This is a genomic window from Thermococcus sp. EP1 (assembly GCF_001317345.1).
Lineage (GTDB): Archaea > Methanobacteriota_B > Thermococci > Thermococcales > Thermococcaceae > Thermococcus_A.
Window position 1 is genome coordinate 400,456 of record NZ_JXCG01000001.1, and the last position, 23,848, is coordinate 424,303.

General features: G+C 39.1%; 22 protein-coding genes and 1 tRNA gene. 6 read left to right on the plus strand and 17 right to left on the minus strand.

Annotation, left to right across the window (positions count from 1 at the left end):
- The first annotated feature begins 22 nt into the window (after positions 1-22).
- A complete protein-coding gene (locus tag EP1X_RS02070) occupies positions 23-1,690 on the plus strand; it encodes a M1 family aminopeptidase (protein WP_055281212.1) in 1,668 nt (555 codons plus the stop codon).
- 1 nt (position 1,691) lies between these two features.
- On the opposite strand, the gene EP1X_RS02075 is transcribed toward EP1X_RS02070, so the two are convergent.
- From EP1X_RS02075 to EP1X_RS02085, 3 genes are all read right to left on the minus strand, one after another.
- Positions 1,692-3,458 (minus strand): tRNA uridine(34) 5-carboxymethylaminomethyl modification radical SAM/GNAT enzyme Elp3, encoded by a 1,767-nt coding sequence (locus EP1X_RS02075; protein ID WP_055281214.1) that lies wholly within the window; start codon positions 3,456-3,458, stop codon positions 1,692-1,694.
- Between the two features lie 83 nt (positions 3,459-3,541).
- A complete protein-coding gene (locus EP1X_RS02080; protein WP_055281216.1) occupies positions 3,542-4,900 on the minus strand; it encodes a tripartite tricarboxylate transporter permease in 1,359 nt (452 codons plus the stop codon).
- A 1-nt stretch (position 4,901) separates the two neighbouring features.
- Positions 4,902-5,156 (minus strand): hypothetical protein, encoded by a 255-nt coding sequence (locus EP1X_RS02085; protein ID WP_055281218.1) that lies wholly within the window; start codon positions 5,154-5,156, stop codon positions 4,902-4,904.
- Positions 5,157-5,294: 138 nt separating this feature from the next.
- On the opposite strand from EP1X_RS02085, the gene EP1X_RS02090 reads away from it, so the two are divergent.
- On the plus strand, positions 5,295-6,053 hold the full coding sequence (locus tag EP1X_RS02090; RefSeq protein ID WP_055281221.1) for a Nif3-like dinuclear metal center hexameric protein: 759 nt from the start codon (positions 5,295-5,297) through the stop codon (positions 6,051-6,053).
- Here the strand turns inward: EP1X_RS02090 and EP1X_RS02095 are convergent.
- From EP1X_RS02095 to EP1X_RS02115, 5 genes are all read right to left on the minus strand, one after another.
- A complete protein-coding gene (locus EP1X_RS02095; protein ID WP_371180376.1) occupies positions 6,048-6,428 on the minus strand; it encodes a hypothetical protein in 381 nt (126 codons plus the stop codon). The two genes, EP1X_RS02090 and EP1X_RS02095, sit on opposite strands and share 6 nt — an antisense overlap.
- 11 nt (positions 6,429-6,439) lie before the next feature.
- The gene (alaS, locus tag EP1X_RS02100) at positions 6,440-9,166 is read right to left on the minus strand and encodes an alanine--tRNA ligase (protein ID WP_055281223.1); all 2,727 of its coding nucleotides are present in this window, start codon (positions 9,164-9,166) and stop codon (positions 6,440-6,442) included.
- A 102-nt stretch (positions 9,167-9,268) separates the two neighbouring features.
- Positions 9,269-9,547, minus strand: coding sequence for an initiation control protein YabA (locus EP1X_RS02105; protein ID WP_055281225.1), 279 nt, complete (start codon positions 9,545-9,547; stop codon positions 9,269-9,271).
- Between the two features lie 50 nt (positions 9,548-9,597).
- Positions 9,598-11,046 (minus strand): hypothetical protein, encoded by a 1,449-nt coding sequence (locus EP1X_RS02110; protein ID WP_156300692.1) that lies wholly within the window; start codon positions 11,044-11,046, stop codon positions 9,598-9,600.
- A gap of 296 nt (positions 11,047-11,342) precedes the next feature.
- Positions 11,343-12,137: a nitrilase gene (locus EP1X_RS02115; protein ID WP_055281228.1), complete on the minus strand. Its 795-nt coding sequence runs from the start codon at positions 12,135-12,137 to the stop codon at positions 11,343-11,345.
- A 544-nt stretch (positions 12,138-12,681) separates the two neighbouring features.
- Here EP1X_RS02115 and EP1X_RS02125 point away from each other — a divergent pair.
- Together EP1X_RS02125 and EP1X_RS02130 are read left to right on the plus strand one after the other, a co-directional pair.
- Entirely contained in the window at positions 12,682-13,341 is a 660-nt protein-coding gene (locus tag EP1X_RS02125) for a metallophosphoesterase (protein ID WP_055281230.1), read from the plus strand.
- Between the two features lie 39 nt (positions 13,342-13,380).
- The gene (locus EP1X_RS02130; RefSeq protein ID WP_055281232.1) at positions 13,381-13,716 is read left to right on the plus strand and encodes a transcriptional regulator; all 336 of its coding nucleotides are present in this window, start codon (positions 13,381-13,383) and stop codon (positions 13,714-13,716) included.
- On the opposite strand, the gene EP1X_RS02135 is transcribed toward EP1X_RS02130, so the two are convergent.
- From EP1X_RS02135 to EP1X_RS02150, 4 genes are all read right to left on the minus strand, one after another.
- A complete protein-coding gene (locus tag EP1X_RS02135) occupies positions 13,693-15,378 on the minus strand; it encodes a DUF4910 domain-containing protein (protein WP_055281234.1) in 1,686 nt (561 codons plus the stop codon). The two genes, EP1X_RS02130 and EP1X_RS02135, sit on opposite strands and share 24 nt — an antisense overlap.
- A gap of 134 nt (positions 15,379-15,512) precedes the next feature.
- Positions 15,513-15,944: a hypothetical protein gene (locus EP1X_RS02140; protein ID WP_055281236.1), complete on the minus strand. Its 432-nt coding sequence runs from the start codon at positions 15,942-15,944 to the stop codon at positions 15,513-15,515.
- A gap of 5 nt (positions 15,945-15,949) precedes the next feature.
- Positions 15,950-16,660: an ATPase domain-containing protein gene (locus EP1X_RS02145; protein ID WP_253276529.1), complete on the minus strand. Its 711-nt coding sequence runs from the start codon at positions 16,658-16,660 to the stop codon at positions 15,950-15,952.
- A 70-nt stretch (positions 16,661-16,730) separates the two neighbouring features.
- Positions 16,731-17,786 carry a glycosyltransferase family 2 protein gene (locus tag EP1X_RS02150; protein ID WP_055281240.1) on the minus strand — a complete coding sequence of 352 codons (1,056 nt, stop codon included), beginning with the start codon at positions 17,784-17,786 and terminating at the stop codon, positions 16,731-16,733.
- 157 nt (positions 17,787-17,943) lie between these two features.
- On the opposite strand from EP1X_RS02150, the gene EP1X_RS02155 reads away from it, so the two are divergent.
- Both EP1X_RS02155 and EP1X_RS02160 read left to right on the plus strand, forming a co-directional pair.
- Positions 17,944-18,021, plus strand: a tRNA-Pro gene (locus EP1X_RS02155).
- A gap of 19 nt (positions 18,022-18,040) precedes the next feature.
- Positions 18,041-18,667: a hypothetical protein gene (locus EP1X_RS02160; protein ID WP_055281242.1), complete on the plus strand. Its 627-nt coding sequence runs from the start codon at positions 18,041-18,043 to the stop codon at positions 18,665-18,667.
- Between the two features lie 20 nt (positions 18,668-18,687).
- Here the strand turns inward: EP1X_RS02160 and EP1X_RS02165 are convergent, their stop codons facing one another.
- The 5 genes from EP1X_RS02165 to arcC all read right to left on the minus strand — a co-directional run bounded on the left by EP1X_RS02165 (position 18,688) and on the right by arcC (position 23,719).
- Entirely contained in the window at positions 18,688-18,987 is a 300-nt protein-coding gene (locus tag EP1X_RS02165; RefSeq protein WP_055281244.1) for a DUF2103 domain-containing protein, read from the minus strand.
- A gap of 14 nt (positions 18,988-19,001) precedes the next feature.
- Positions 19,002-20,717 (minus strand): archaeosine synthase subunit alpha, encoded by a 1,716-nt coding sequence (gene arcS / locus EP1X_RS02170; RefSeq protein WP_055281246.1) that lies wholly within the window; start codon positions 20,715-20,717, stop codon positions 19,002-19,004.
- Between the two features lie 3 nt (positions 20,718-20,720).
- The gene (locus EP1X_RS02175) at positions 20,721-21,620 is read right to left on the minus strand and encodes a coiled-coil protein (protein ID WP_055281396.1); all 900 of its coding nucleotides are present in this window, start codon (positions 21,618-21,620) and stop codon (positions 20,721-20,723) included.
- Positions 21,621-21,803: 183 nt separating this feature from the next.
- Positions 21,804-22,646 (minus strand): ATP-dependent Clp protease proteolytic subunit, encoded by an 843-nt coding sequence (locus EP1X_RS02180; protein WP_055281248.1) that lies wholly within the window; start codon positions 22,644-22,646, stop codon positions 21,804-21,806.
- A 125-nt stretch (positions 22,647-22,771) separates the two neighbouring features.
- Positions 22,772-23,719 (minus strand): carbamate kinase, encoded by a 948-nt coding sequence (arcC, locus tag EP1X_RS02185; protein WP_055281250.1) that lies wholly within the window; start codon positions 23,717-23,719, stop codon positions 22,772-22,774.
- Positions 23,720-23,848: the final 129 nt, after the last annotated feature.

The following is a 23,848-nucleotide window of genomic DNA, read 5'->3' on the forward strand; positions in this document are numbered from 1 at the left end:
CTCTCGGAATAAAAGTAGAAATATGAAAGCACGTTCTGTTGTAGTAGTCTTTTTAGTAACTTTCATAGTCATGTGCATCAGTCCTTCATATACATTCGATAAGTTCCAATTTTCAAAAACAGACAATGCTAAGCTCCTTTTTGAAAGAAGCAAGGAATTTATCTGGGGTAATAGCAGTATTTCTTTAGAGATAACTTTTGATGGTTGGAATGCAATCATCAGTGGGATTCAAGAGGTTGAGCTCTCTTTAACATCTCCGACTCTTGTTACCTTCTTCTTCGAAAACTCCTCTATTCTGAATGTGAACATTAAGAAAATCGAGGTCTACGGTGCAAAAGCAACCATGGAAGCGTTTTATGATGGAAGATACGGCCTTTTGCTGCTCAATGTGAGCCCCAATAAAAGTAGACAAAAGATTAGGATTTTCTATACTTCGCATTATCAGCCTTTATTGGACGTATATATGAGAGATCTAATTGAGTGGCACTTGAAATCTACTAAAGACTACTTCTACATTCCCCCTGAGGCTTATATGTTACTTTCAAAGCTGAAGGGAAACTTCACAATCAACGTGGAATCTTACCCAGCGAACTATATGCTTGCTGGTATTTTAAAGCTCCCAAACAACAAATACAAGCCACTTCTTCCAGAAAGGGGTACTTTTTACGCTAATGGTGGAAGATTTTACATCCTTCTTGGAAGATGGGATATTTACAAGAAGAACATCGTGATTGATGGAAAAAATGTAAATGTGGTGGCTCTTACTGATGAGGGAGAATGGACTGTTGATGAGCTTGCAAAAATTCTTAAAATATATTCCTCTCGTCTTATTCCATATCCATACGATGAGTTCATTTACATAAGGATCAAAGGGCATAGAAGTGAAACCGAGGGATTTGGACTCTATGAAGGAGCAGTGGGGACACAGTTTAAGAGTGTTATCCCCCATGAGGCTGCTCACAATTGGTTCGGAATTTATGCAGAGCTTGGACTTTTGGATGAGTCCTTCGCAACATACACTTCCTCCTTTTACAACATGACATCTGAGCAACTGGACTATTGGGAGGGAATATGCCTCAGCTCAAGGGATTGGACCCCAATAGTTGATATTAACGCTGTTACAAGAAAGCACCAAACCAATCTCTATCAGAGGGGTGGCTTTATTCTCCGATCTCTCCAGTTTGTTGTTGGAGACGAAATATTCTTCGAAGGGCTTAGAGAACTCCTTAAGATCTGCCACGTTAGAGATTGCACTCAAACTGAAGAAACACTAAACTTGATCAAGGAAATCTATGAAAATCTGACTGAGCAGAATTTGGACTGGTTCTTCAAGGAGTGGTTCTATACAGCAGATTATCCAAACTTCACAGTCTCCAGCTTGAAAATCACCCAAAATAGTGGTTATTATACTCTAATACTTAACATCACCGAAGAAAACGGCTTTGCAATGCCTCTGGAAGTGAGAATTGTAACATTGGCGGAGAACATAACGAAGAGAATCCTTGTGAATGGCTCATCTTTTCTGGAGGTTAAAACCAAGGAGAGACCCATAATGATAATTTTAGACCCCAATGACTGGATGGCTAATATTAATGGCTCCTCTTATAGAATTAACTGGGAAAAACTCACATTTGAGAAAATCGAGAAAAAAGAAAGGGAAATTAATGGAGTTAAAATAGTCATAAACTGAATTAGGTATTCAAGTGTCCATCGAATTCTCTGCTTTTTGTGAAGTTGGCATATCCCTTTTTATCAAGTCTCTTACTTACATAGGGCCCATCCTTGCGGTAGCCGAACTTTCTGTAGTACCCCCTAACACCAACACCACTTATGATAAGCATTTTCTTTCTGTCAAATTCTTCAAAGGCTATTCTCTCCGCCTCAGCTAAAAGTTCCTTTCCATATCCCCTGTGTTGCCATTCATATTTTGGTCTTCCTCCTATTGGCACAAGCGGTCCATAGACATGGAGTTCTCTGACTATTGCAGATGGGCAACAATTAATTTCTTTTCTATGGGCCTTTTCACTTGGAATTCTAAGCCTTATGAAACCAATTAATATGTCGTTCTTCACATCTTCAAAGCTCAGGAATATCTCGTGACCTTCACTTGCCTCATAATCCTCTCTCAAAAGTTTGATGTGTTCCACTTCAGGCTCTATTCCAAACTTCTGCATCACATGACCAACTTCTCTAAAGCGAATCTCTCTGGGTCTTATTCCTCTTTTCACAAGTTCGTTAAACACAAGTTGGCCCAAATTGGAATGCTTTACTCCGGCTTCCACGAGTTGTACGGGTATATCTCTCTGAATTCTCATAATCCTGACCCACTTTGGAAGGAGTTTATAAACTTCAACTAGGAGCTCTACGGCTTCTTCAGTTGTATAAGGTCTGTATTTGCCTTCTTTATACCATTTATAGAGGAGAGTATCTCTTGTAACCAGAGTAGGGTAAATCTTGAGCATATCTGGCCTAAACCGATCGTCTTTAAATATAATCTTAAATGACTCCAGATCTCGTTCAAAACTACTTCCCGGCAGGCCAGGCATCATATGGTAGTTGATTTTAAGGCCAGCGTCTTTGAGTAGCTGAGTTGCTTTAATTGTCTCCTCAACGGTGTGACCTCTCTTAACTCTCTCATAGATGAAATTGAAAACCGTCTGAACTCCAAGTTCAACTCTTGTGGTACCGAGTTTGAGCATCCTGTCAATGTGTTTCTCCATAGCCCAATCGGGCCTAGTTTCTATTGTCAATCCAACCATTCTAACCTTTGCCTTTTCATTTTTCCTCTGCTCCTCTTCGAGATAGTAGTAAGGTTTCTTGTGTGTTCTTTCCCAGGCTGCTTTAAAGAGTGGATCTTTATCAATATCTCCAAAGAGAACTGCCTTCCTTATCTTTTCCTCAAGGTTTTCAATGTCTTTGAAATGTGGAAAGTCATTCATAGCTTTGAAGGCCTCTTTAATGAACCATTCCTGGTAATCTAGATCAACTGCAGGGAAGGTTCCTCCCTGAATTATGACTTCTACTTTATCGATATCGTGACCTATATCGTAGAGTTGCTTGAGGCGATTTATCATTATGAGATAAGGATGGTAAACATTTTGGAGAGCTCTAAGAGCAGAGGGCTCTTTTCCGGTATAACTTTGAGGAGAACCTTCACTTGGCCCTCCCGGGCAATAGATACATCTACCATGGGGACAGGGGAAGGGTTTAGTCATCATAGCAACAACGGCCACACCGCTTATTGTACGAGTTGGTTTCTTTTTGAGGAAGTCCTTGAACTTTTCCCTATCCTCTTTATTCATCACTCTAAGAATGTCCGAATTAGTTGGAAGTTTGCTTAGATGGTATTTTCTCGCGATTTTTACCTTAAATTTGTTAAGCTCGTTCCTATCTTTAATCTCACCACTTATTAAGACCTTTGCAATTTCCTCACAGGCTTTTTGATATTTCTCTTCCATGCTTCTCACCTTGCAGCTCACTTAGGAAAAAAGTGGGAAGCTTAAAAGTTTTTGTGCAATAAAATAAAGGGAAGAAAAGTGCCTCAAAAGAGCAGTCCTACAAGATATGGTGCAGCAACTAGCACCATGAAGAGTATTCCAATTGAGACACCGTTTCTAACAAATGTCGCTGAGATAAGGCCCACTAGGATTGAACCAAAGATTCCTGCAATTCCTGCGTCATTGTATGCTAACACCAGTACTATTGCTAAGAATGTAGCATACAATGCTTCTGCGGGCACTTTTTTGAAGACAAACCTAGTTAATTGCTTTGAGTATTTGATCAATATGAAGTATGCTAGAAATGCGGCAAATATAGTTGCATAAATTGTTACAAGCATTATGGTTGGGGTTGAATACCTCTGGAGTAAGACATCTCTTGGTGTGGCTCCTCCAAATGCTGCGAGTTCAGCAAAGAATGGATGTGCTGGACCAGCAGACATTGGACCAGTGGGCACTCCTAGTGCTATAAGTGGTATCAACGTTCCTCCAATGTAAGTAGCATTCTTTATAGCGTCTCTCACTGCATATGCCATGAGAGATCCCTTGAGCTCGTCTTTTTGGCTTTCCTTTGTGAGATCTCCGAAGAGAACCGTTAATCCAACGGGGCTCATGAAAGTTGCTAGGATGCCACTTAATCCAGCCAAGACTGAAGAAAGGGTAACCTCCGCTTTTGTGAGATGGTGAAGGGGATTTAGTGAAATCTTTCCAGTCTTTACGAGTTTAATCCGTGCGTAATCCTCACGCTTTAGGCGGTGGTTACTTGGAGAGATTAGGGTTAAAAGCTCATAGAGTATTGGGCCTATAGTAATAGCCAAGAAGATACTTATGAAGGCTGATTGTCCGTATAGTCCTCTGAGGCCTTGAATAAGCATTGCAAAGGGGAATATTGCCAGCAGCGCAAGTATTTTGGCTTTTGACATTATTGCCAATAACAATATTCCTGCGACAATCAAATATACCCATCCAGGCCAGTTTAAAGGCCCTGCTGGATTTTTAAGCAACTCGCCTAGTGGAGCCAGGTAAAAAGACAATGGTAACGTTATTGCTATAGCCACCACAGTTCCAATAACGCTTGCGGTAATACCCTTCCTTAAAATAATTTCTGAGTATCCATATTTTCTGGCCACCAATGCATCTGGAACCTGTGGTACGGCCATAACTCCACCGGGAATTGCAGCAAGTGCAGTAGGGACAGCATCTGCGGCTTTAAATGCTACTATTGTCCCCATAAACCACGCAAGAACGAGTAATGGATCAAACCCTGCTGCAAGAAATGCTAAAGTTATGGGAGCAATTGTGGCAGTTTCGTCGGTTCCGGGTATCATTCCAATTATTATATATAGTAGAACTGAGAATGTTGTTAGAAAAGTAGCTTGGATTAAAAGGGTTGCAATCTCCATTTTACTCCTCCTCCACGATCCTTTTTGGCTCAATAGTGGCTGTTGATATTATGAACCCTAAAAATGCTCCAAGAGCACTCAAAGTAACTCTTAAGGCGTTTAACAAGTCCTCTCTTCCAAGCATTTTGACTATTTGGGGAGCACTAAAGTACATTAAAAATGCTAATATGCTTGTAATTAAAAATGCTTTTAGAAAGTCGTGTTCTGCTATAACTTCTCCGAAAATTTCGTATAGGTTTTGTCCTACTTTGCCCATAGTGGTTTCACCAAATAGCAACTTTTACGTTTCTGTATTTAAAATTTTCGGCTATAGTTGGTAGATTTTTAGATAATTGTCGAGTATTATGAAAAACATTTAAACATGTTAAAAGCAATTATTAAGAGGTGAAGAAAAATGGTAATCAGAGATGAGATTGTGACATTCCTTGATGCATACCTAGATATAAATGCCTTTTCTGACAAATCTCGCAACGGATTGCAGATAGAAGGAAAAGAAGAGGTAGAGAAAGTGGCTTTTGCTGTTGACGCATGCAGGGATACCTTTGTGAAGGCTAAGGCTCTAGGAGCAGACATGCTGATAGTTCATCACGGCTTAATATGGGGTGGGATAGATTACGTTAGGGGGCTGGTGCAGAGAAGGCTTAAATTTCTTCTTGAGAATGGAATAAATCTTTATGCAGCCCACCTGCCATTAGATGTCCATCCAGAGGTTGGCAATAACGCCCAGCTTTTGAAGCTTTTGGACTTGGAGCCCAAAGAATCCTTCGGAGAGTACAATGGCTTAAGCATTGGGTACATGGCGGAGTTTAAGGAGCCAAAGCCTCTTCCTTTAATAGCTCAAATTCTTGTAGAGAAATTGAAGATAGATTATGTAAAGGCTTATGAATTTGGGGTTGAGGAAATAAAAACTGTTGCCGTTGTGAGTGGTCGAGGAGGCTTTGCTATACCTGAGGCTATTGAAAAGAAAGTGGATCTCTTCATAACAGGTGAATTTTTACACGATGATTACCATAAGGCCAAAGAAGGAAGGCTCAGCGTTATTGCCGCTGGACACTATGCAACTGAAACCCTTGGGGTTAAGGCCCTTATGCCCCTCTTAAGAGAGAAATTTGAGGTTAAAACTGTGTTTATTGATAATCCCACGGGATTATAGTGATTTTAAAAATTCTTTTAGTTTTTTTCCAATCTCTTTAGGATGAACAACTTCAATTTCTACTCCAAGTTCCTCTATAAAGCTTCCAACCCAGCTATTTTTTAAGGGTTTATTGTTGAAAGGATATACGATCCAAAGCCTGTTGAACCCGTCTCTATGGGCTTTTATTGCGTTGTAAAGAACTCTCTGTTTTATCCATTTATAGGAATTTTCAAATTCAATTGCTAGGATTTTTTCGTTTTCTTTCAGAATAGCTAAATCTATTCGAGCACCATCTCTCGTGAAGAGCTCCTTTACGGCCTTAAATCCCATCATTTCTGAGATTTCAATTATCTCATTGGTGAGAGCTTTTATCTTAATTTTAAAACCCTCCAAAAAGTTAAAAATTAAAGAGCTTTTTTAAGCTCTTCTATGGCTTCTTTAGCCTTTAGAATGTTCTTTATCTTCCCCTGGGCGAGATCCTTCTTACCTCCGCCGCCTCCACCAGCGACTTTGGTGATTATTCTTATCAAATCACCAGCTTTATGCGGTACATCGTCTCCAACGCTGATCACAACTGCGTTTGTGTCTTCGCTTATTAATGCTACAATACGGCTTGCTTTCTTGAGTTTGAGTGCTGCTTCCCTTAAGTGATTTATTTCTCCTTCTACTATCTCTCCAATGAACTCTACTTCTCCAATTTTCTCCACTCTGCTCTCGAGTTCATAGACTAAAAGCTTTGCAAGCTCTTTGTTAAGCTTTTCTACTTCTTTTCTCGCTTGTTTCCATTCTTCAAAGAATCTTTCGGCAGTTTCGGGTAATTTTTCCGGTGGTACTCTAAAGACTTCGCTTGTTTTGCGTAAAATCTCCCTTTCTTCTTGCCATTCTTTAATAGCAGCCTCACCACATGCGAATATTATTCTCTCAACACCATCTTGGATTCTTTCTGTTCTTAAGATTTTTATTGGCCCAATTAGGCCTGTACTTGATAAGTGAGTACCACCACATGCTTGAACATCCCAGTCTTTGATATTAAGTACTCTAATTATTCTTCCGGGTACCACACCACCCTGGTAGAGCCTGAAACCATATCTTTGTTCTGCTTCTGTTCTTGGAAGCCACTCCCATTTTACCTCTCTGTCTTCCATAACAATCTTGTTTGCTAGAAGTTCTATTTTCTTAAGTTCCTCCTCGCTGATACGCTTGTAGTGAGCTATGTCTAATCTTGCCCAGTCAGTGGTTAACTGGGAACCGGCCTGCCATACGTGTTTCCCGAGAACCCTAACCAAGGCACCCATAAGAACGTGGGTTCCGGTGTGGTGTCTCATATGTTGTATTCTTCTTTGCCAGTCAATCTTTCCATGTACGAGTTCGCCTTCTTTGAATTTCTCTGGGTTCTTGACCTTGTGCAGTATTACTTTTCCTATCTTTTGAACGTCTATGACTTCAATGCCATTCAACTCTCCCAAATCGCACGGTTGTCCACCGCCTTCGGGATAGAACGCTGTGGCATCTAGGACAACCCAATTTTCAATCACTTTGAGGACTTTTGCGTCAAATTCTTTCATAAATGGGTCTTCGTAATAGAGCGTTCTTGTGTCTGGTAAATTCTGAACAAGTTCAAAATCTACTATCTTTTGTTCTCCCTCTTCTTTTTTGGCAGTCTTCTCGGCCTCTTTTGCAATTAGGCTGTAGAAGTTATCTGGAACATGAACCCTCATACCCTCTTTTTCGGCTATTTCTTTTACAATCTCGGGAGTTAATCCATGGCTTTCATAGAAGAGCATGAGTTTATCAAGTGGAAGTTCTCCAATGCCCTGTTTTTTGAGTTTGTCTATTTCTCTCTTGACAAGTCCACTTCCTCTTTCTAAAGTTTCGGCATACTTCTTTTCCTCAACATTCACCATGTCTAGGATGACATCCTCCATCTCTTTGAATTCTGGGAATGTCTTGTGGAGTTCTTTTATGTGCAATGCCATTATTTCACTGAGGGGGATTTCTAAACCAAGCTCTCTGAGGTGTCTTATACTCTTTCTTATGAGAAGTCTTGCCAGATAACCGGCTTTTACATTTGATGGAACAACCCCATCGGCCAACATGAAGGTGAGAGCTTTTGTATGGTCTGCTATTGCATAAATAAGCTCGTATGGTCTAACGAGTTTTGTAAGTTCGTCTGGAGCAATTTCAACCTTTTTAGCAACAGTTTCTCTCAATACTCTCAGGTCGCCCATATCTTCTATGTCAAACATTCCAGCAAGGCGGGAGTTCTCCATTAGGATTCTATCATCTATCTTCTCTATTCCTGCCAGTCTCTTGAGCGGCTCAACCACATATCCAAGAACGGCATCGTAGGCAGTTGGTGTCCCTTGGCTCATCCATACGAGCCTCTCCAGACCGTAACCAGTGTCAACTACCCTTGTATCCATGGGGATGTATTTGTCTCCTTTTATCTCCACTATTTGAGATGGATCTGCATCAGGTGGGGCTAATTTATATTGCATGAAAACGAGGGTTGCTACCTCTAGGCCACGGTAAAGCACTTCGAAAGCTGGTCCGGCATTCCCTCCTCCGGCCCATGGATTTTCTTTGAAAGTTATATCCTCTCCTTTCATACCTAAATCTTTAGTAAAGAACTCATAAGCGTACTCAACAGTTTCATCCATCCAGTATATCGGTTTTCCAGGATAGTTGAAAGTGTGATGTGCCATCATTTCGAAAATTGTGAAGTGTCTTCCAGTAATACCCACATTGTCAATATCAGTGAATCTAATTGAGGGTTGTGAAATAGTTAAGGGGTTTGCTGGGGGCTCGGCTTCTCCGCTTATAACCCATGGTTGGAAGTCCATAATGCTTGCACCAACTAGAAGAACATCATCTCTCCATCTAGGGAGCACTGGATAACGTTTTACTCTTCCATGTCCGTTTCTCTCAAAAAAGCCTAGAAATGCCTCTCTCATCTCATCTAGAGTATATTTCTTTGGAATTCCTGGATTTCCGATGAACTCGTACTCATCACAGGGTGGGTCTCCACATGTCTCTCTATCTGGATCTAGAGTCCAGAATGGTTTCCCACATACTTTACACGTTTTTCTTATCCATCCTTCCTCTTTGAACATCCTAGTACTCATGTCCATGATTATCACCATTTCTAATTCTAACCTAAAAGTTGTGCTTTATGTTAAAAAGCCTTTGTCTGAATGAAGCTTCATAACTTTGGAGTAAAGATGAAAAATACGCTATTTGTCAACTTCTATATCTTTGAATTCGTCCTCGTCAATTACTACAAAGGGTATTTTCATCTTCTTGAGCATTTCAATGAGCTGGTTGTGTGTCTTTTCTAGTCTTTCTATTTTGTGCCTTAAGCTTTGGTTCTCAATGTAAAGACTAGTTGCTTCTTCTGTTTTCATGTTGAGTTGGGTCTTTAACTCAATTATTTCTTCTTCAAGTTCAATAATAGAACGTTCAAGTCTTTCTATTTCCCGATAGAGGTCCTTACAGAGGATTCTTTTTATCATTACGGTCAGCCCCGCGAAACTTCCTCATCACTCAGGGGGCTCCAGACTCATCATTCCGATTTTACATTAATTCTTATGTTTCTTGGGTCTTTTAATTTTTTGTTTATTTCTTCAATCAGAATTTTTATTCTTCTTTCCACGATTTCCGGTACTTTGGAGTTTAGATCCTTCAAAATCGTCGTCAATTCCCATAATCTTTCCGTTTCATCTGATGGTATAGTATCGATAATGATTTCTATGATTCCTAATGTCCATATTGCAGTTTTCTTTTTTGTAAGTAATCTAGGCAAATATTTTAATATCAATTCCCATGCATTCTTGTCCCATTTGTTTTTTAGATAATACTTAAAGAAAATTAGAGCTCTCATTCTGTGCTTGTCTTCTAAAAACAAGAATTTGGCGATATCATTTATATTTTCTTGTGAATTTGGGAGGATACTTAATATTTTTGCAAGAATTTTTGCAGTTTTATCTACCACCCATTCATTATTTGTGGAGGAGAAAATTCTAAGCAGTTCAGGAACAAAAAGTTTAAACTCCTCCACGTTCTGAGAATTTATCTCATTAGAAAGTTCATAAAGCTCCCAGAGAGCATCTATAATTTCTGCACGATCACTGCTCCTTAATTTTGTCATGAGGTTTGAAAGATCTTTTTTCATTTTGTTCAATTCAAATTTGCTATCTGCATTCCCATCATTTTCAACTGTCTTTTTTCTGATTGTTAGATAGCTTAAACGGGGTATATAAATTGTTTTTTCTGTTAGGTCAGGGTGGATATTAAGGTACTTGGGCCCACTCACTAATCTGAGGAGACCTTCAATCCCTTTTTCTTTTTCTCTTTTGTTTTCTTTTATCTTCTGAGAAACCCATTTGATAATATCTTCATTCCCTATTATCCCAGCTAAAGTCATGGCATCTTCATACCTTTCTTCTTGAATTAAGTCCTCCAGTACTCTAAATGATTCGTTTATTCTCATACGATAGTATTCACGGATAACCTCAATGAGATAATTGATAGTTCTTTTCAGTTCGCTTCTTATAAGCCAGCTTCCAGATTTTTCAATTTCTTTCATGGCTTTTATCCATGCAAAGGATCTTTTGATGATCTCACCTGAATCCTGGTATCTTGTTGCAATCTCCTTGATAAGTTCAAGTGTAACTTCCACCACAGTTTCATCGTCACTCTCTAATAGACTGGGGATCTTTGATAAAATCCCTTCCAGAATTTCTGTTGATCTGATATCTCTAGTAGAATTCAAAAACCTCCAGAGGCCCCATGTTCCCAAGACTCGTACTCTATCGTCTCTTGAGAGTGTCATTTCAGTAAGGTAGTTTAAAATAGACGGATGGGGTTTTATGAACTTTAAAGCTTTGAATGTATTTACAAGCTGTAGGAATACAAAATCATTCTCTAGTATGCGTGGAATGCTAATTGTTTCAAAAATTTTTAAGGAAGCGTTAGCTGATAGTGATATTCCCTTTATTAGTGATTCCAGCACTCTCAGGGTTAGTTCTTGGATTCTTTGATTTTCATCAAAGAGATTTTCTAGCAGTATCTCCAAACCTTCTTCTAAAAATCTCTTTCGTTGTTCTATATCCGTAAGTTTAATCTTTTCATTCAATATCTGAAGTGTTCTGATTTTTGTGGGGAGATCTCCTTCTTTAATTCGCTCTAATAATTTATTTAAAGTCTCTTTGTCTATTCCTTTTTGAATAATTTCTTGAGTAGGTGAAGGCTGTTCTTTTATTATATAATCATTTTTGAAGAGCCCACTCATTCCACACCCCTTCGGACTCAGGGGGCATAATATTCAGGTCTTCTATCTTTAAATAGATCGTTAAATTCATTTAATTTTTTATTTCTGGCTTCTTCAACGTTTATTTCGACGACACCAACTTCTTCCTTATCTTCACTTGCTCTAAGTAAAATTTCAGCTTTTGGTGAGTTTATCTGACTCATTCCTATGAATCTCAATCCTCTCTCTTCTCCAATTCTGTTTGCGGTTATGCTGAATACCCTGTTCTCGAGGCTCCTTATTGGCATGGCCCTGGGCGCATATGGGAGAACAAGGTTAGCTGGATGTGTTACAATGTCAGCTCCCTTTAGTGCGAGGGTTCTCATGGCCTCAGGGAAAATCCAATCAAAACAAATCATTATTCCAACTTTAGCAATTCCAATATTAAATACATGAAATCCAAGATTGCCTGGTTCAAAAAAGAGTTTTTCTCTGTAAAAAAGATGGATTTTTCTGTATTTTCCAATGTAGCCTCCTCCAAGGGGCCCTACCATAACGGCAGAATTGTAAAGTTTTCCCTTTTCATCTTTCTCTGCAGTGCCGGCTACGATGAACATTTCATGTTCTTTTGCCTGTTCGACTAAAAATTGGGTTGTTTCACCATCCGGGATTTGCTGAGCTATTTCCATAACCTCATCTTTTGTCTCAAAGTTATATCCTGTGTCAAAGAGTTCTGGTAGCACAATAAGCTTAACATTCTGTTTTGCAGCTTCTTTAAGCAGTTTCTCTGCCTTGCTTAAGTTGGCATCTAGGTCTAAAAGTTTTGGTTTCATCTGAATGAAGCCTACTTTCATTTTCTCCCCCACAATTATTTAGGTTTATAAACAGTTAATAATTTATCGGGAGTCCAGGGAGAAAGTGGAGGGGATAGTTACGAAAACAAAATTTTAAGATCTTTTAGTGGCTTTAACATGGTTGACAACTCTTTATAAGTATAAATCAATATTGTGTGTATCACAAAGATGTTAAGGGGAGTTTTTGTTTCTATTTATCGATTATCAACTGTTTTCGTGGCTGTAGTATATCCAAAATAAGGGAAAAGTTCTGATTGGCCAAAATCGTTATTTATCTCCTTTATTTTGTCTTTTTTATTTTTGCTATACTCTGGTATCTTTTGATGGAAAAGCTTAAAAACCAAGCAAAGCGAGGATACTCTGGAACGATCATAGAGGTGATCATCATGAAGAGGAGACCAAGGAAATGGAAAAAGAAAGGAAGAATGAGGTGGAAATGGATTAAAAAGAGAATTAGGAGACTCAAGAGGCAGAGAAAGAAGGAGAGAGGATTGATCTGATCTTTCTTCCTTTGCCTTATCACTTCTATTTTTAAGTGATGCGTATGGAACCATTTTCTCTTTATGATGAGCTTTCTCTTGAACTTAACACTTCCTTTGGGAAAGTTCTTGTTTTAGGTGATCCTCACATAGCATTTGAGCTTTCTAGAGGTTTAAGGGTGAGAACTTGGTTTGAAAAGACCCTTGCAGAGTTTGTAAAGTCAAAAAGACCGGATTTGCTTATTGTTCTTGGAGATGTTAAAGAGCCTATTGGATTGGGAACTTTCACTAAAAAGCTGTTAATGGAGTTCTTTTCTGAGCTTAGTGAGTTTAGGATTGTTATTACAAAGGGAAACCACGATGGGAAGATAGAAGAAATAACAGCACAGTTTGAGAACATAAACGTTGTGGACTATTTTATTTTGGATAACATGCTTTTTCTTCATGGGCACCAGTCCCTTCCAAAAGTTGAATTCGAAAGAGCGATTTTAGGTCATATTCATCCTGCAGTTAGTGTAAAGATTGGGAATAGAACTAAAAAGGCCAAATGTTTTTTTAAAATTGGTAACTTCTTAATTCTCCCTACAGTAAATCCATACATAGAGGGGTTTGATGTAAGGGAAGGGATAAAAATGGTACCCTTTTTAAAGAGATCTTCAGAGGGGGAGGCTTATCTTCCAGATGGCACGTACCTTGGAGTAATTGAACTAGACCCGAAACCTTAAAATATTATGAAGATAAATTTTCATAGGTGTGAGGCAAAGATGGGAGAGATTTATGATAAACTGGAAGGGCTCCTAAGAAGCTTAGGTTTTAAAAAGAATGAACTTAGGATATACCGTCTTCTTCTTGAGAAAAACAGTTCTATGAGAGTTACAGAAATAAAAGAAGAGCTGGGAATAAGTGAAAGAAGTGTTAGGGAGCACGTGCTTAATCTCTATAGGCGTGGAGTTCTTAAAAGAGAGCTTATAGAGAGAGGTTGGCTTGGTTATGCTTACTCCGCAGTTTCTCCATCAGAACTCTTGGCAAAACTTAGGGAGAACGTTGTGAAGAAAATAAATGAAATTGAAAAGGAACTAAAAAGAGACAATGTCGAGTGATTTCAATATTTCAAGGGCCTTCTCAAGTTTTTCTCGGTCTATCTCTCCAAATTCTTCTTTCAACACATTGTAGGTTTCCTCTTTTGATAGCATTTCTCCAAGCATTAAGAGTTCGTGGAGGAGGATTCCTATTTTTCTATCTTCGAGTATTTTAGCCAATTCCGTTCCTTTCTTTTCGTCTAACTGTCGGATGGAACGTGGGGAGATTACTCCTTTTCTTTGCCACTTTAACCAGGGATTCGATTTCAATTCATGCCCTAAGTTTATTCCTAAAAAGTCTGAATCTCTGTTTAATCCATTCATGACGAGTTTCTCGGCAACTTCAAGATCTTTTTCCATATTCAGCTCCCCTAGGTATTTCATGGTATATGCTCTTGCAAAGCGTTTGAGTTGCTTGATCTCTCCTTTAGAAAGTGCTAATGAAGTTGCTAGAACGGCTTTTCCAATAATTTCGAGGCTCTCTTTACTAATTTTCTCAATGGTATCTTCACTTGAATGGTAAAACTTATCGGGCCATGTTATAGGCATCACGCTTGGAATCCCAAAAAAGTTGAAGACATCATGATCGCTTCCCATCTCGTAGGAATAGCTTTTCACTTTCATCTTTGGTAATGGACTTCCACCAAAACTTTCTCCTCCGGAGTTTGCCAAGTTAATGAAGTATTCCAGTAGTCCTGATATTATAGAAAATCGCGAAAGAGGTGTTTTTATTACCATTATAGTTGATCCAGATCTGTCTTCGCTACCACCAACCATGTCTAGATTTATCACTGCATAATACTCTTCGAGATGGGCCCAATTTTCTATAAAGGCCTGGGTACCATAGTGCTCTGGAATCCAGAGAAATGCAAATCCAAACCTGAAGGAGTTGTTGTAAAACTCTTTGAGAACTCTGGCTAGCTCTATTAACATGGCCGCGCCACTTGCATTATCATTTGCTCCGGGTTTTGGGTGGCACATGTGTGCCGTAAAGAGAATGTAGGGAGGACTTCCTATTTTAGCATATACAAGGGGCAAGGTTTGTTTCTCTGAGATGACACTCTCAACTTTGAGTTTCACTTTTATTTTTTCCCCTTTTTTGAGTTTTTGAATAATCTTGTTTGCAATTTTTTCACTTAGAGTAACTGCCGGTATTTTTGCCCACTCTAAATCATTCTTGGTCAAAAATAGCCCTATATATGGGAATGCTTTTCCGGTCCCTTTTTTGTATGCTATGAATCCTATGGCACCATTTTCGTTAGCTTTTTTATAATTTTCATACCATTTTTCTCCAATAAGGACTACTTTTCCTTTTACTTCTTTCCAATCTTCTTCTTTATCGATTGCTGTAACTTCACCTTCAACGTCGCCTGGTGGTGAATGAGCCATTACAACCAGAGGAGTTTTTGATGTGGTTATCCGTTCATTATCAATCTCTATCTCTCCATAAACGAGATCCCATGGGATCGGTGAGGCTAAGGTTAAATGCCATTTTTTCCCATCGTAAACTTCTTCTAAGAGTTCGGCTTTAAGGCCATTTATTCTGAGTTCTTCCAAAATATATCTTGCAGCCTCAACGAGCTCTTTAGAGCCTTGGATTCTGTGAAATTTGCTGATTTCTCCAATATAATTCATGACATTTTCCACATCAAAAACATCGCTTTCTTTCAAAAACTCCCTCATTCACAACACCAGATAAAATGAGTTAGAAAAAGCAATAAAGTTTACTATTCAGATCCTTTTCTTGGCTCTAGAGAAATAACCTTGCAAAAGATAGATTCAATTTGAGGATATGCTTGTTGGGGGCGATGAAGAAATCACTCTTCTCCGCCGAGCATCTTGGGTAAGGAGAGCATTTTTGGGGCTTCTAGGGACTTTATGAGTTTTAGTATCTCAGGGGGTTCCATTATTTTTGGTGTTTTTGCAAATGCTTGGTACTCTTCTTCAATTTCTTCTTTTTCTTTGGTTTTAGTGGCTTCTTTTGTACTCTCGGGAATGATCTCAGATTCTAATTTGCTGAGTCCGAGTTCTATTTCTTTTAATCTTCTGGCCTTTCCGTCTTCTATGCCCTTTTCATACGCTGTCCTTACTTCATTATATATGCCAAAGAGCTTTGCCTTTTCGTAGATCTCTCCTTTTTTCTTGGAGACCCAGGAGACCCATTCTGTATGCCCCTTATATCCAACAAAGTATCCAAACCTATAAGCCTCTTTTATAAGTTCTTGCCTTTTGGTTGCCTTTTCACTCATCTTAGTCACCAGGGTGCTTCATTATACACCTCTATGCCATTTTCCGTGATTTTTATTTTCTTCAAATTATTGTCATGTGAGGTTCCTCTCATTTTTAGTATTTGAAGTGCTCTTATCATGTTATACTGTCGCATAAAATGATGCATCATTATCACTCCACTGGCCACGTAGTAGTCATCTGTGTATTTTTCAGATTCCATCATCTCTGTTATTATGATTGCCGTTATTTCCATGGTAGAAAGCAGTTTTATTAACCTCACAACCTCTTTTCTTTTATTTTCAGGATCTTGTACCATGAATTCTAATGGAGTAAAGGAATCTATAACAACTCTTTTTGCATTTTCATGCAATATGATACTTTTTATTTCCTCTAAAATCTCTGCCCACGTTGGTTTTTTGCTTCCTTGGGTTAAAACGGCTCCTAAGTCATATATCACAATCCTTTTGCTTCGAATGTGGGACAGAAGGTTGAACCTATAATAGAGCATATCTTGGATTATAGTCTTGGGGTCATCAACTAGGGAAATATAAATTCCCTTTTCCCCGTTCTTAGCTCCTTCAACTAGAAACTGAATTCCCAAGGTGGTTTTACCACTACCTGGGGGCCCGGTAACAACGTAGACTCTGCCGGGGATAAGCCCTCCACCGATGAGACTATCAAGCCCCTTTACTCCAGTAGAGACGCGGGTATATATTGGGAGTGATTTATTTTCCATCATGTTCTCCTCCATTTGTATTTTGGCGCGGAAATATTTATTCTTTTCTTTTTCTTTGAGGATAGGCAGATCATCCCCATGTAATATTTCGATTGAAGATAAACCGTACTATAAAAGAGAACCCAATCCCGATGAGGTTTGCAATTAGATAGTGGAGCCCCATGTAAAGGAGAATTAAGTAAATAGCCCATTGTACTAGAGCTCCAGTGAGAGCAGCAAGATGGAAGTTTAGGAGTCTTAAGTGAAAAGGTTTTCTTTTTAAGTCTTTAAACGTCCAGATGTCGTTCCATGTAAAATTGTTGAGTATTGAAAGCTCGGTAGCTGGAAGAACGGCTAGTCTTTTGTCCCAACCTAGGAACTCGACGAAACCTAGTAGTGCTCCCTCATTTACAAAAATCCCACTTAAACCCACAAAAGAGAATTTAATCAATCGATCTATTTCCCCTTCCCACCTCATCAGGCGATAGATGTGCCTTAGGTAGTTAATGATCTGTTTTTGACTTAGCTTGCTTTCTCCGGCTCGTCGCAGGCCAAAGGTGAACGGGATCTCAACGACTCTCTCATATTGTCCTTTTATAAGTATTTCCAGAAGTATTTTGAATCCCACTGGATTTAAATCCGTTTTCGCAATGACGCCCTTTTTGAGAGCAAAGAATCCACTCACTGGATCTTTCACATTTCTTATCTTTGGTAGAGCAACTCTCCCAATCATTATGGCTCCTTTTGATATGAGCTTCCTCCACCAGTACCAATTTTCAACTTTCCCACCTTTTGTGTACCTGCTCGCTATGGCAATATCTGCCCCATTTTTAATAGCTTCAATAAGCTTAGGAATGACTTCAGGGGGATGTTGAAGGTCTGCGTCCATAACTATAAATATATCTCCTCTGGCTTCTTTAAATCCTCGTATGACTGCTGAAGATAGGCCTTTTTCTTTTGTTCTTCGTATAACTTTCACGGGATATATTTTTCCGAGAGTTTCTGCTTTTTCCCAAGTTTTATCGGGGGAATCATCATCTACCACTATTATCTCGAATTCATGGTCTCTTAGGGCTCTCGAAATTCTCTCAAAGAGTTCCTCAAGGTTTTCCCGCTCATTGTAAGTTGGTATTATTATGGATATCATAAAAACCCCTCAATTTTATGCGAATATACCTTTATATTGTTTTTTGAAAACCTTACTTTTTTCTTTTAAAAGCCCCGGGCTTTAGGCCGAGGTAGCTCACATTTGTTTGCGTGCTCTTAGAAAAATTTATAACTTGGCCCTTGGAAGTTAGCGCTGGGGGGCCGTGGGGTAGCTTGGCCTATCCTTCCGGCTTCGGGAGCCGGGGACCCGGGTTCAAATCCCGGCGGCCCCACCAGAGGTTTCTGGGTGAGATCATGGCATACCTTGTGATTGAGCATCTTGAGGAAATAAGTGAATGGCTTTGGTTAGAATACTCCCACGTTTCGAAGTGGTGGGGGAACAAGCTTATTTTTACCAATGTGAGGGAAGATGAGAGGGAAAAACTTGCAAAGCTTGGGAGCGTTGTCTCAGAGAGTGTTGTAAGATTTCCTTTTGACCGCTCAAAAATTATTGTTCTCGATCTCCAAGCTGAGGAGGAATTAAAACCTGAGGATATAGAGGAGGACACTATAATAGTAGTCGGCGGAATTCTTGGTGACGCTGTTCCAAAAGGAAGGACAAAAGAATTTATTACATCAAAAATGGAGGGTGTTAAAGTCAGACACATTGGGAAACCTCAGTATTCAATTGATGGCGCCTCAATTGTTGCTAAATTAATAGCAGATGGTAAACGTCTAAAAGAGATAGAATATGAGGAAAATCCAACAATAAGGCTTGATGAATTTAGTGAGATTACCCTCCACTACGCTGTTCCGAAACTTGATGGGAAGCTTTTGCTTACACCTGGATTGATTGAGCTACAAAAGAAAATGCTTGGATTTGATGAGGATATAAGTGATGAAGAACTAGTAGAATTCTTTGAAGGGAAAAGAGAGATTTAGTCTTGTGTTTTAGATTGGAACTAGCCCTTTGTCCATTTCTCACTAACTTGAACTATCTCTCTGCTAACTTTCTCTCTGTCTGCTTTGTCTACAATAAGAAAGATTTCTTGAACACTTCCATCACTCTTTGCTAGAAGCTTTAGGCCGGTGAGCGTTTCTCTAACCACCTTAATCTCAAAACCTCTTGAGTCACTCGAATAAATTCTCCCTGGAATAACTTTTTTAACTCCTTTTAATGCTGAAATCTCCTCGAGGACCTTCTCAATACCCTTGAGTAAATGGTGCTCTCGTTTAACACCTCTTTTGAAGTGCTTTGGCATGCTCTCACCAGGAGCTATGCTTTCTTTCTGACCTTAACAGCAATTCCTCTTCTCGCTTTTATCATTTCTTCTCCACTTAGAACAGCTTTACCAACACCAACCACTTTTTCGTCTCTCACAACACCAACAATATCGTCCGGCCTTATTTTGGCATCAGCCTCGTTCACACCGATAGCAAAAACGTCTCCCCTGAGATCAAAGTCTATCTTCACATAGTAGCTTTTTGTTGCTTCATAAATGCGCTGCATCCCAAAAGGAGTCACACTTATTACTCCATCCTGATATGTCCCAGTTTGATTGTTGTCTACCATGAGACGAAGCATTTTAGATCCAACAATTCTGGCGTTTTCTGGTAAAACAGCTTTTCCTGCTCCGATACCAAAGTAGAAGTCAAAGACTTTTCTTATATTTTCATAGAAGCGATAAGTTTTGTCTTTTTTTCCGCCTTTTGGCTCAAGAGTTATTTCTCTTATTGTTTCCTTTAGGGAACTTAAACTTTCCTTGCTTGTTGTTCCATTTTTAACTTTGGTAAAAACTATTTCTCTTCCACTTATTTCGCTCGCTCTCTCTGCTACTTCTACATAGGCCTCATCCAGATGTGCTATGATGGGAATGTGTTTTGGATATTTTTCGAGGGTTTTAGCTAATAACTCTGCTGCGCTGCTTATTTCTTCCTCACTCCAGTGGCCAGTAACAACAATGTCATATTTAGCCAACCACTCCCATTCTCGTGGCACTACGCCATAGGGTGACGTTAGGATAAGCTCATGTATTCTATAAATCCCGTTTCCAAGAGTTTCTTTAAGTGCTCTTCTATACAAGATGTGACTTCTTGAGTGCGAGTATGGCTTTTTAGCCGAGCAGGGAAATAAAAAGAGTGCTTCTACATTTTCTGGAGGATTAAATCTCTCAACGACCCTTTCTCTCCATCTTATGACCTCTGGTCTGTTCTGAGATGCATCACTTATGAAGTACACGATTTCTTTTTGGATTGGTGTGTATTTTTCCAAATAATCTGGGTGCTCTTTGTCGGCTATCCTTAATATTCCCACGTGAGATTGAGTATAGAAAAAGTTTTCAACAAGATAGCGAAGTTTATTTTCTTCAAGAGCTTTTCTAACCAATTCTATTGTTTCTTTTGCAAATTCCAACGAATTTGCTTCCTCTTTCCATAACATTGGTGAAAATTGAGTAAAACCTTTATTGCGGAAATCGTAGAGTTTTAGAGAACGAGTATCAAAGGCGTCTATTCCCAAATACACGGCTAAAGGGTAAAAGATGGGTTCTAAATCTGCAATAATCATTAGATTTGGGTCTTTTTCTCGGATTAGACGAATTGTTTCTACAAACTTCCGATATTCTCTTATCAGAATTTTAGAATTCCCAAGGTAAAGAGCATCAAAATTTTTTTGAGAGAAAATTTCTTCGAGAAACTCTCCCATGTATCTCGTGTCCCTTACTATAGGGAGGTAGATAGCATTAAATTTTGAATAATCAACATTATAGAGTCTTTTTAAAGCCTTCTCTATTATTTCCCTTGGAGCGTAAAAGCTGAGGGGGATCGAAGGTGCAAGGGTAAAGTCATAGTCTTCAAACTCCTTAGGGTAGAAGTATGAATTGAAAGGAGAGAGTGTAAAATCCACATTAACAAGTGCGGGGGTTCTAAAACTTTTATCTTTAACTCTAACCAGGCCAAGTCTTCCAGGCCCTTCGTGTTTTATGATTTCCATATTTCACACCAAGTTGTATCTCTGCAGGAGCAGTAGCTCATCGAGAGTAAGTTTTTCGCCGCGTTTGAACTTTTCGAGAGCTTCTACGGCTCTTTCAAATGTGGCATCTTTCTTTGATCTCATTTTTGCTACCATTTTATACGCTATAAGCTCTTTGTGTTTCTGGTCAAACTCGAATATCTTTCTTTCTACTTCTCTTAGTTCTCTTCTGATTTCTATCATCTTTTCTCTTAATTCAACGACTTTCTGGTGATATTCATCTGCCTCCTTTTTAATTTCGTCTGCCTGTTGGTATGCCTTAAGCATTTGTTCGTGGAACTGCTGGCTTTGGTTTGCTAGTTTTTGTATTTCCATACCCATGGCCCGTCTAGCTCTCTTTAGACTTTCGATCTTTTTCCTTGTCTCCTGTAATTTCTTGTGGAATCTTTCAGCTTGCTGAAGAATTTCAAGCTCTGTAGCCAAAACTTGGATTTGATCTACTATCTGTTTTTCTCTTTCAGGGGTGGTTGGGTTGGTCTGCAACTCCCATTCTAGCTTTTCTATCCTCTCTTCAATCTTCTCCTTTGGCATCTTAAGTCTTCTAAGTTGTCTGTATTCGTCCCTCTTAGCTCTGTATTCCATGGCCTCTTGATATAGAAGATCAAGCTTGGCATTTATGTCCTCTCTGTTCTTTTTAAGTTCTTGAATTTGTTGGTTAATCTCATCTCTCTTACTCTTATATTCTCTGGCTTTTTCCCTTAGTTGTCTTACTTCGTTATTCTTTTCATCTCTCTTTTGGATCCATATATTTAGCTCTTTTTGAAGCTGGTCTAATCTCTCTTGGATTCCCTTTTTCTCTCTTTCTAAAGCCTCTATTTCGGCTTTTATCCTTTTAATTTCTTCTGGATCTACTTTCACTTGCATGGTCTCTTCCCCTTCCTTCATTTTAGAATAGTTAATCATGATCTCACCCTGATTTAAGCCTCACTAAGTTGAAGTAAAAACCAAATAAAAACTTTTTGGCTAAAATGGGAAATCATTCAATGAAATTGAGAATATTTGTTTAACTTTTCTAAAAGATGAAGGAAATAAAAACAAACCCCTCACTTATTCTTTCCCTTGTTGTTTTACTGGATAAGGCATGAATTCTACAGTCCCCCTTTGCTTAACTGGCTGCTTGTAGAGCTCCATTAATGCGTAAACCTCTTCTGGGACGTTGGTATCTATGTCGAGTCCTAGTTCTTTGGCATGTTCAACGGTGATTGGATAATCATGGGTCCATCTACCCTCCGTTAAAATCTGAGCTAAGTTTTTAGCTTTTTCTTCTCCGTACTTATCTTTTAAGAGGTTGTATATGAAATCTTGGACTTGAGTTATTGCCTTCTTAGCAACATCCGCTAGTATCAAAGTTTGGTCTTCTACCTTTTCTTTTCCTTTCTGCTCTACTGCTCTTATTATACTTGGAGCAGGATATTGACCTAACTGGGGATCAACAGGACCTAAAACGGCGTGAGGATCCATTATAATCTTATCTGCGGCAAGGGCTATTAAAGTTCCACCGCTCATAGCATAGTGAGGTATTATTACCCTCGTCTCAGCTGGATGGTCTTTTAGGGCTTTTGCTATTTGTGTTGCCGCCAAAACCAGTCCTCCTGGTGTATGAAGAATTAAGTCTATGGGTTTATCCTTTGGTGCCATTCTAATAGCCCTAAGTATCTCCTCGCTGTCTTCTATGCTTATGAACTTATAAACTGGAATTCCGAAGAACCCTATACTTTCTTGTCTGTGTATCATCGTGATTATTGTGGAGTTTCTTTTTCTTGCTAGTTTTTCTAGTAGCTTTGTTCTTGCTACTTGTAATTGCCTGTACTGGATTTGTGGCCCCATGAGTAGGAAAAAGAATAGTATCCACCATATCAATGATCCTATGAATCCACTGAATGGATCCATAGAATCACCCCATTTCAGCTTTCTGTAGATTATTATAACCTGAAGTTTTTAAAAACTTTTGGTAAATGAAAATTGAAAATCTCACTTAGTTGCACTTAAATAGTGAAAATAAAGATATAACAAAATTATTTGATGATTTGTGTTCCTGTTTTTCCTTCTAAAGCTTCAACGGCTTTATCTAGGGCTGCTATTATTGCCCTTTCCCCTCCCCATTCGATGAATCTTATTGCTGCTAGAACTTTTGGTCCCATACTTCCTTTCTTAAAGTGCCCTTCTTCATAATACTTTTTCATCTCGTTAACGGTAACCTTCTCAAGCCATTTCTCTTCGGGCTTGCCATAGTGTATGGCTGCACCATTAACATCTGTGAGGATCATAAAAATATCAGCATTAACTTCTTCAGCAAGCTTCTCTCCAGCTAAATCCTTGTCAATGACAGCCTCGACACCCTTGAGTTGCCCATCTTCTTCTATAACAGGTATTCCTCCGCCGCCTGAGGCTATTACTATAAATCCCTTATCAACTAGATCTTGAATTATCGGGGCTTCAATATGGCTGATTGGATCTGGTGATGGTACTACTCTTCTCCATCCTCTTCCAGAGTCCTCTATTACTACCCATCCCTTTTCTTTAGCGAGTTTTTTAGCAGTTTCTTCATCATAGAAGGGTCCGACTGGCTTGCTTGGGTGTTGAAAAGCTGGATCGTTTTTGTCGACAAGGGTTTGAGTGACTATTGTAGCAACGGGCTTATCGATACCTCTTTTCCTTAGTTCGTTCTTTATTGCTTGTTGAATCATGTAACCGATTTGACCTTGACTCATTCCCCCACAAACATCCATGGGTTGAGCTGGAATTCCATGTACGTGCTCTCCGGCATCTTGTTGGAGGAGAAGTGCTCCCACTTGGGGCCCATTACCGTGAGTTATTACAACTTCATACTCGTTATTAAGGATAATATCGACGATTTGCTTTGCAGTCTTTTTAACATTCTCCATTTGCTCTTCATAAGTACCCTTTTGGCCTCTTTGAAGAATAGCGTTCCCACCTAATGCTATGACAACTCTCTTCCTCATTCTTATTCCCTCCGTCACTGGTGCATAAGATTAGACATCAGAGAATTAAAAGGGTTTCTTAGTGTCGCAATGGGTTTTATAGAAAAAAATTTTGAACATTGCTTCAATAATTTTGCAAAAGTAAAGGAA

What these genes read in the sequence shown, in the direction of transcription:
- alaS (WP_055281223.1), bottom strand. Translation starts at nt 9,166, where the DNA reads ATGGACATGAGTACTAGGATGTTCAAAGAGGAAGGATGGATAAGAAAA.
- EP1X_RS02135 (WP_055281234.1), bottom strand. Translation starts at nt 15,378, where the DNA reads ATGAGGGAGTTTTTGAAAGAAAGCGATGTTTTTGATGTGGAAAATGTC.
- EP1X_RS02140 (WP_055281236.1), bottom strand. Translation starts at nt 15,944, where the DNA reads ATGAGTGAAAAGGCAACCAAAAGGCAAGAACTTATAAAAGAGGCTTAT.
- EP1X_RS02175 (WP_055281396.1), bottom strand. Translation starts at nt 21,620, where the DNA reads ATGCAAGTGAAAGTAGATCCAGAAGAAATTAAAAGGATAAAAGCCGAA.
- arcS (WP_055281246.1), bottom strand. Translation starts at nt 20,717, where the DNA reads ATGGAAATCATAAAACACGAAGGGCCTGGAAGACTTGGCCTGGTTAGA.
- EP1X_RS02105 (WP_055281225.1), bottom strand. Translation starts at nt 9,547, where the DNA reads ATGATAAAAAGAATCCTCTGTAAGGACCTCTATCGGGAAATAGAAAGA.
- EP1X_RS02115 (WP_055281228.1), bottom strand. Translation starts at nt 12,137, where the DNA reads ATGAAAGTAGGCTTCATTCAGATGAAACCAAAACTTTTAGACCTAGAT.
- EP1X_RS02125 (WP_055281230.1), top strand. Translation starts at nt 12,682, where the DNA reads ATGGAACCATTTTCTCTTTATGATGAGCTTTCTCTTGAACTTAACACT.
- EP1X_RS02075 (WP_055281214.1), bottom strand. Translation starts at nt 3,458, where the DNA reads ATGGAAGAGAAATATCAAAAAGCCTGTGAGGAAATTGCAAAGGTCTTA.
- EP1X_RS02145 (WP_253276529.1), bottom strand. Translation starts at nt 16,660, where the DNA reads ATGGAAAATAAATCACTCCCAATATATACCCGCGTCTCTACTGGAGTA.
- EP1X_RS02180 (WP_055281248.1), bottom strand. Translation starts at nt 22,646, where the DNA reads ATGGATCCATTCAGTGGATTCATAGGATCATTGATATGGTGGATACTA.
- EP1X_RS02090 (WP_055281221.1), top strand. Translation starts at nt 5,295, where the DNA reads ATGGTAATCAGAGATGAGATTGTGACATTCCTTGATGCATACCTAGAT.
- EP1X_RS02130 (WP_055281232.1), top strand. Translation starts at nt 13,381, where the DNA reads ATGGGAGAGATTTATGATAAACTGGAAGGGCTCCTAAGAAGCTTAGGT.
- arcC (WP_055281250.1), bottom strand. Translation starts at nt 23,719, where the DNA reads ATGAGGAAGAGAGTTGTCATAGCATTAGGTGGGAACGCTATTCTTCAA.
- EP1X_RS02080 (WP_055281216.1), bottom strand. Translation starts at nt 4,900, where the DNA reads ATGGAGATTGCAACCCTTTTAATCCAAGCTACTTTTCTAACAACATTC.
- EP1X_RS02070 (WP_055281212.1), top strand. Translation starts at nt 23, where the DNA reads ATGAAAGCACGTTCTGTTGTAGTAGTCTTTTTAGTAACTTTCATAGTC.
- EP1X_RS02085 (WP_055281218.1), bottom strand. Translation starts at nt 5,156, where the DNA reads ATGGGCAAAGTAGGACAAAACCTATACGAAATTTTCGGAGAAGTTATA.
- EP1X_RS02165 (WP_055281244.1), bottom strand. Translation starts at nt 18,987, where the DNA reads ATGCCAAAGCACTTCAAAAGAGGTGTTAAACGAGAGCACCATTTACTC.
- EP1X_RS02160 (WP_055281242.1), top strand. Translation starts at nt 18,041, where the DNA reads ATGGCATACCTTGTGATTGAGCATCTTGAGGAAATAAGTGAATGGCTT.
- EP1X_RS02150 (WP_055281240.1), bottom strand. Translation starts at nt 17,786, where the DNA reads ATGATATCCATAATAATACCAACTTACAATGAGCGGGAAAACCTTGAG.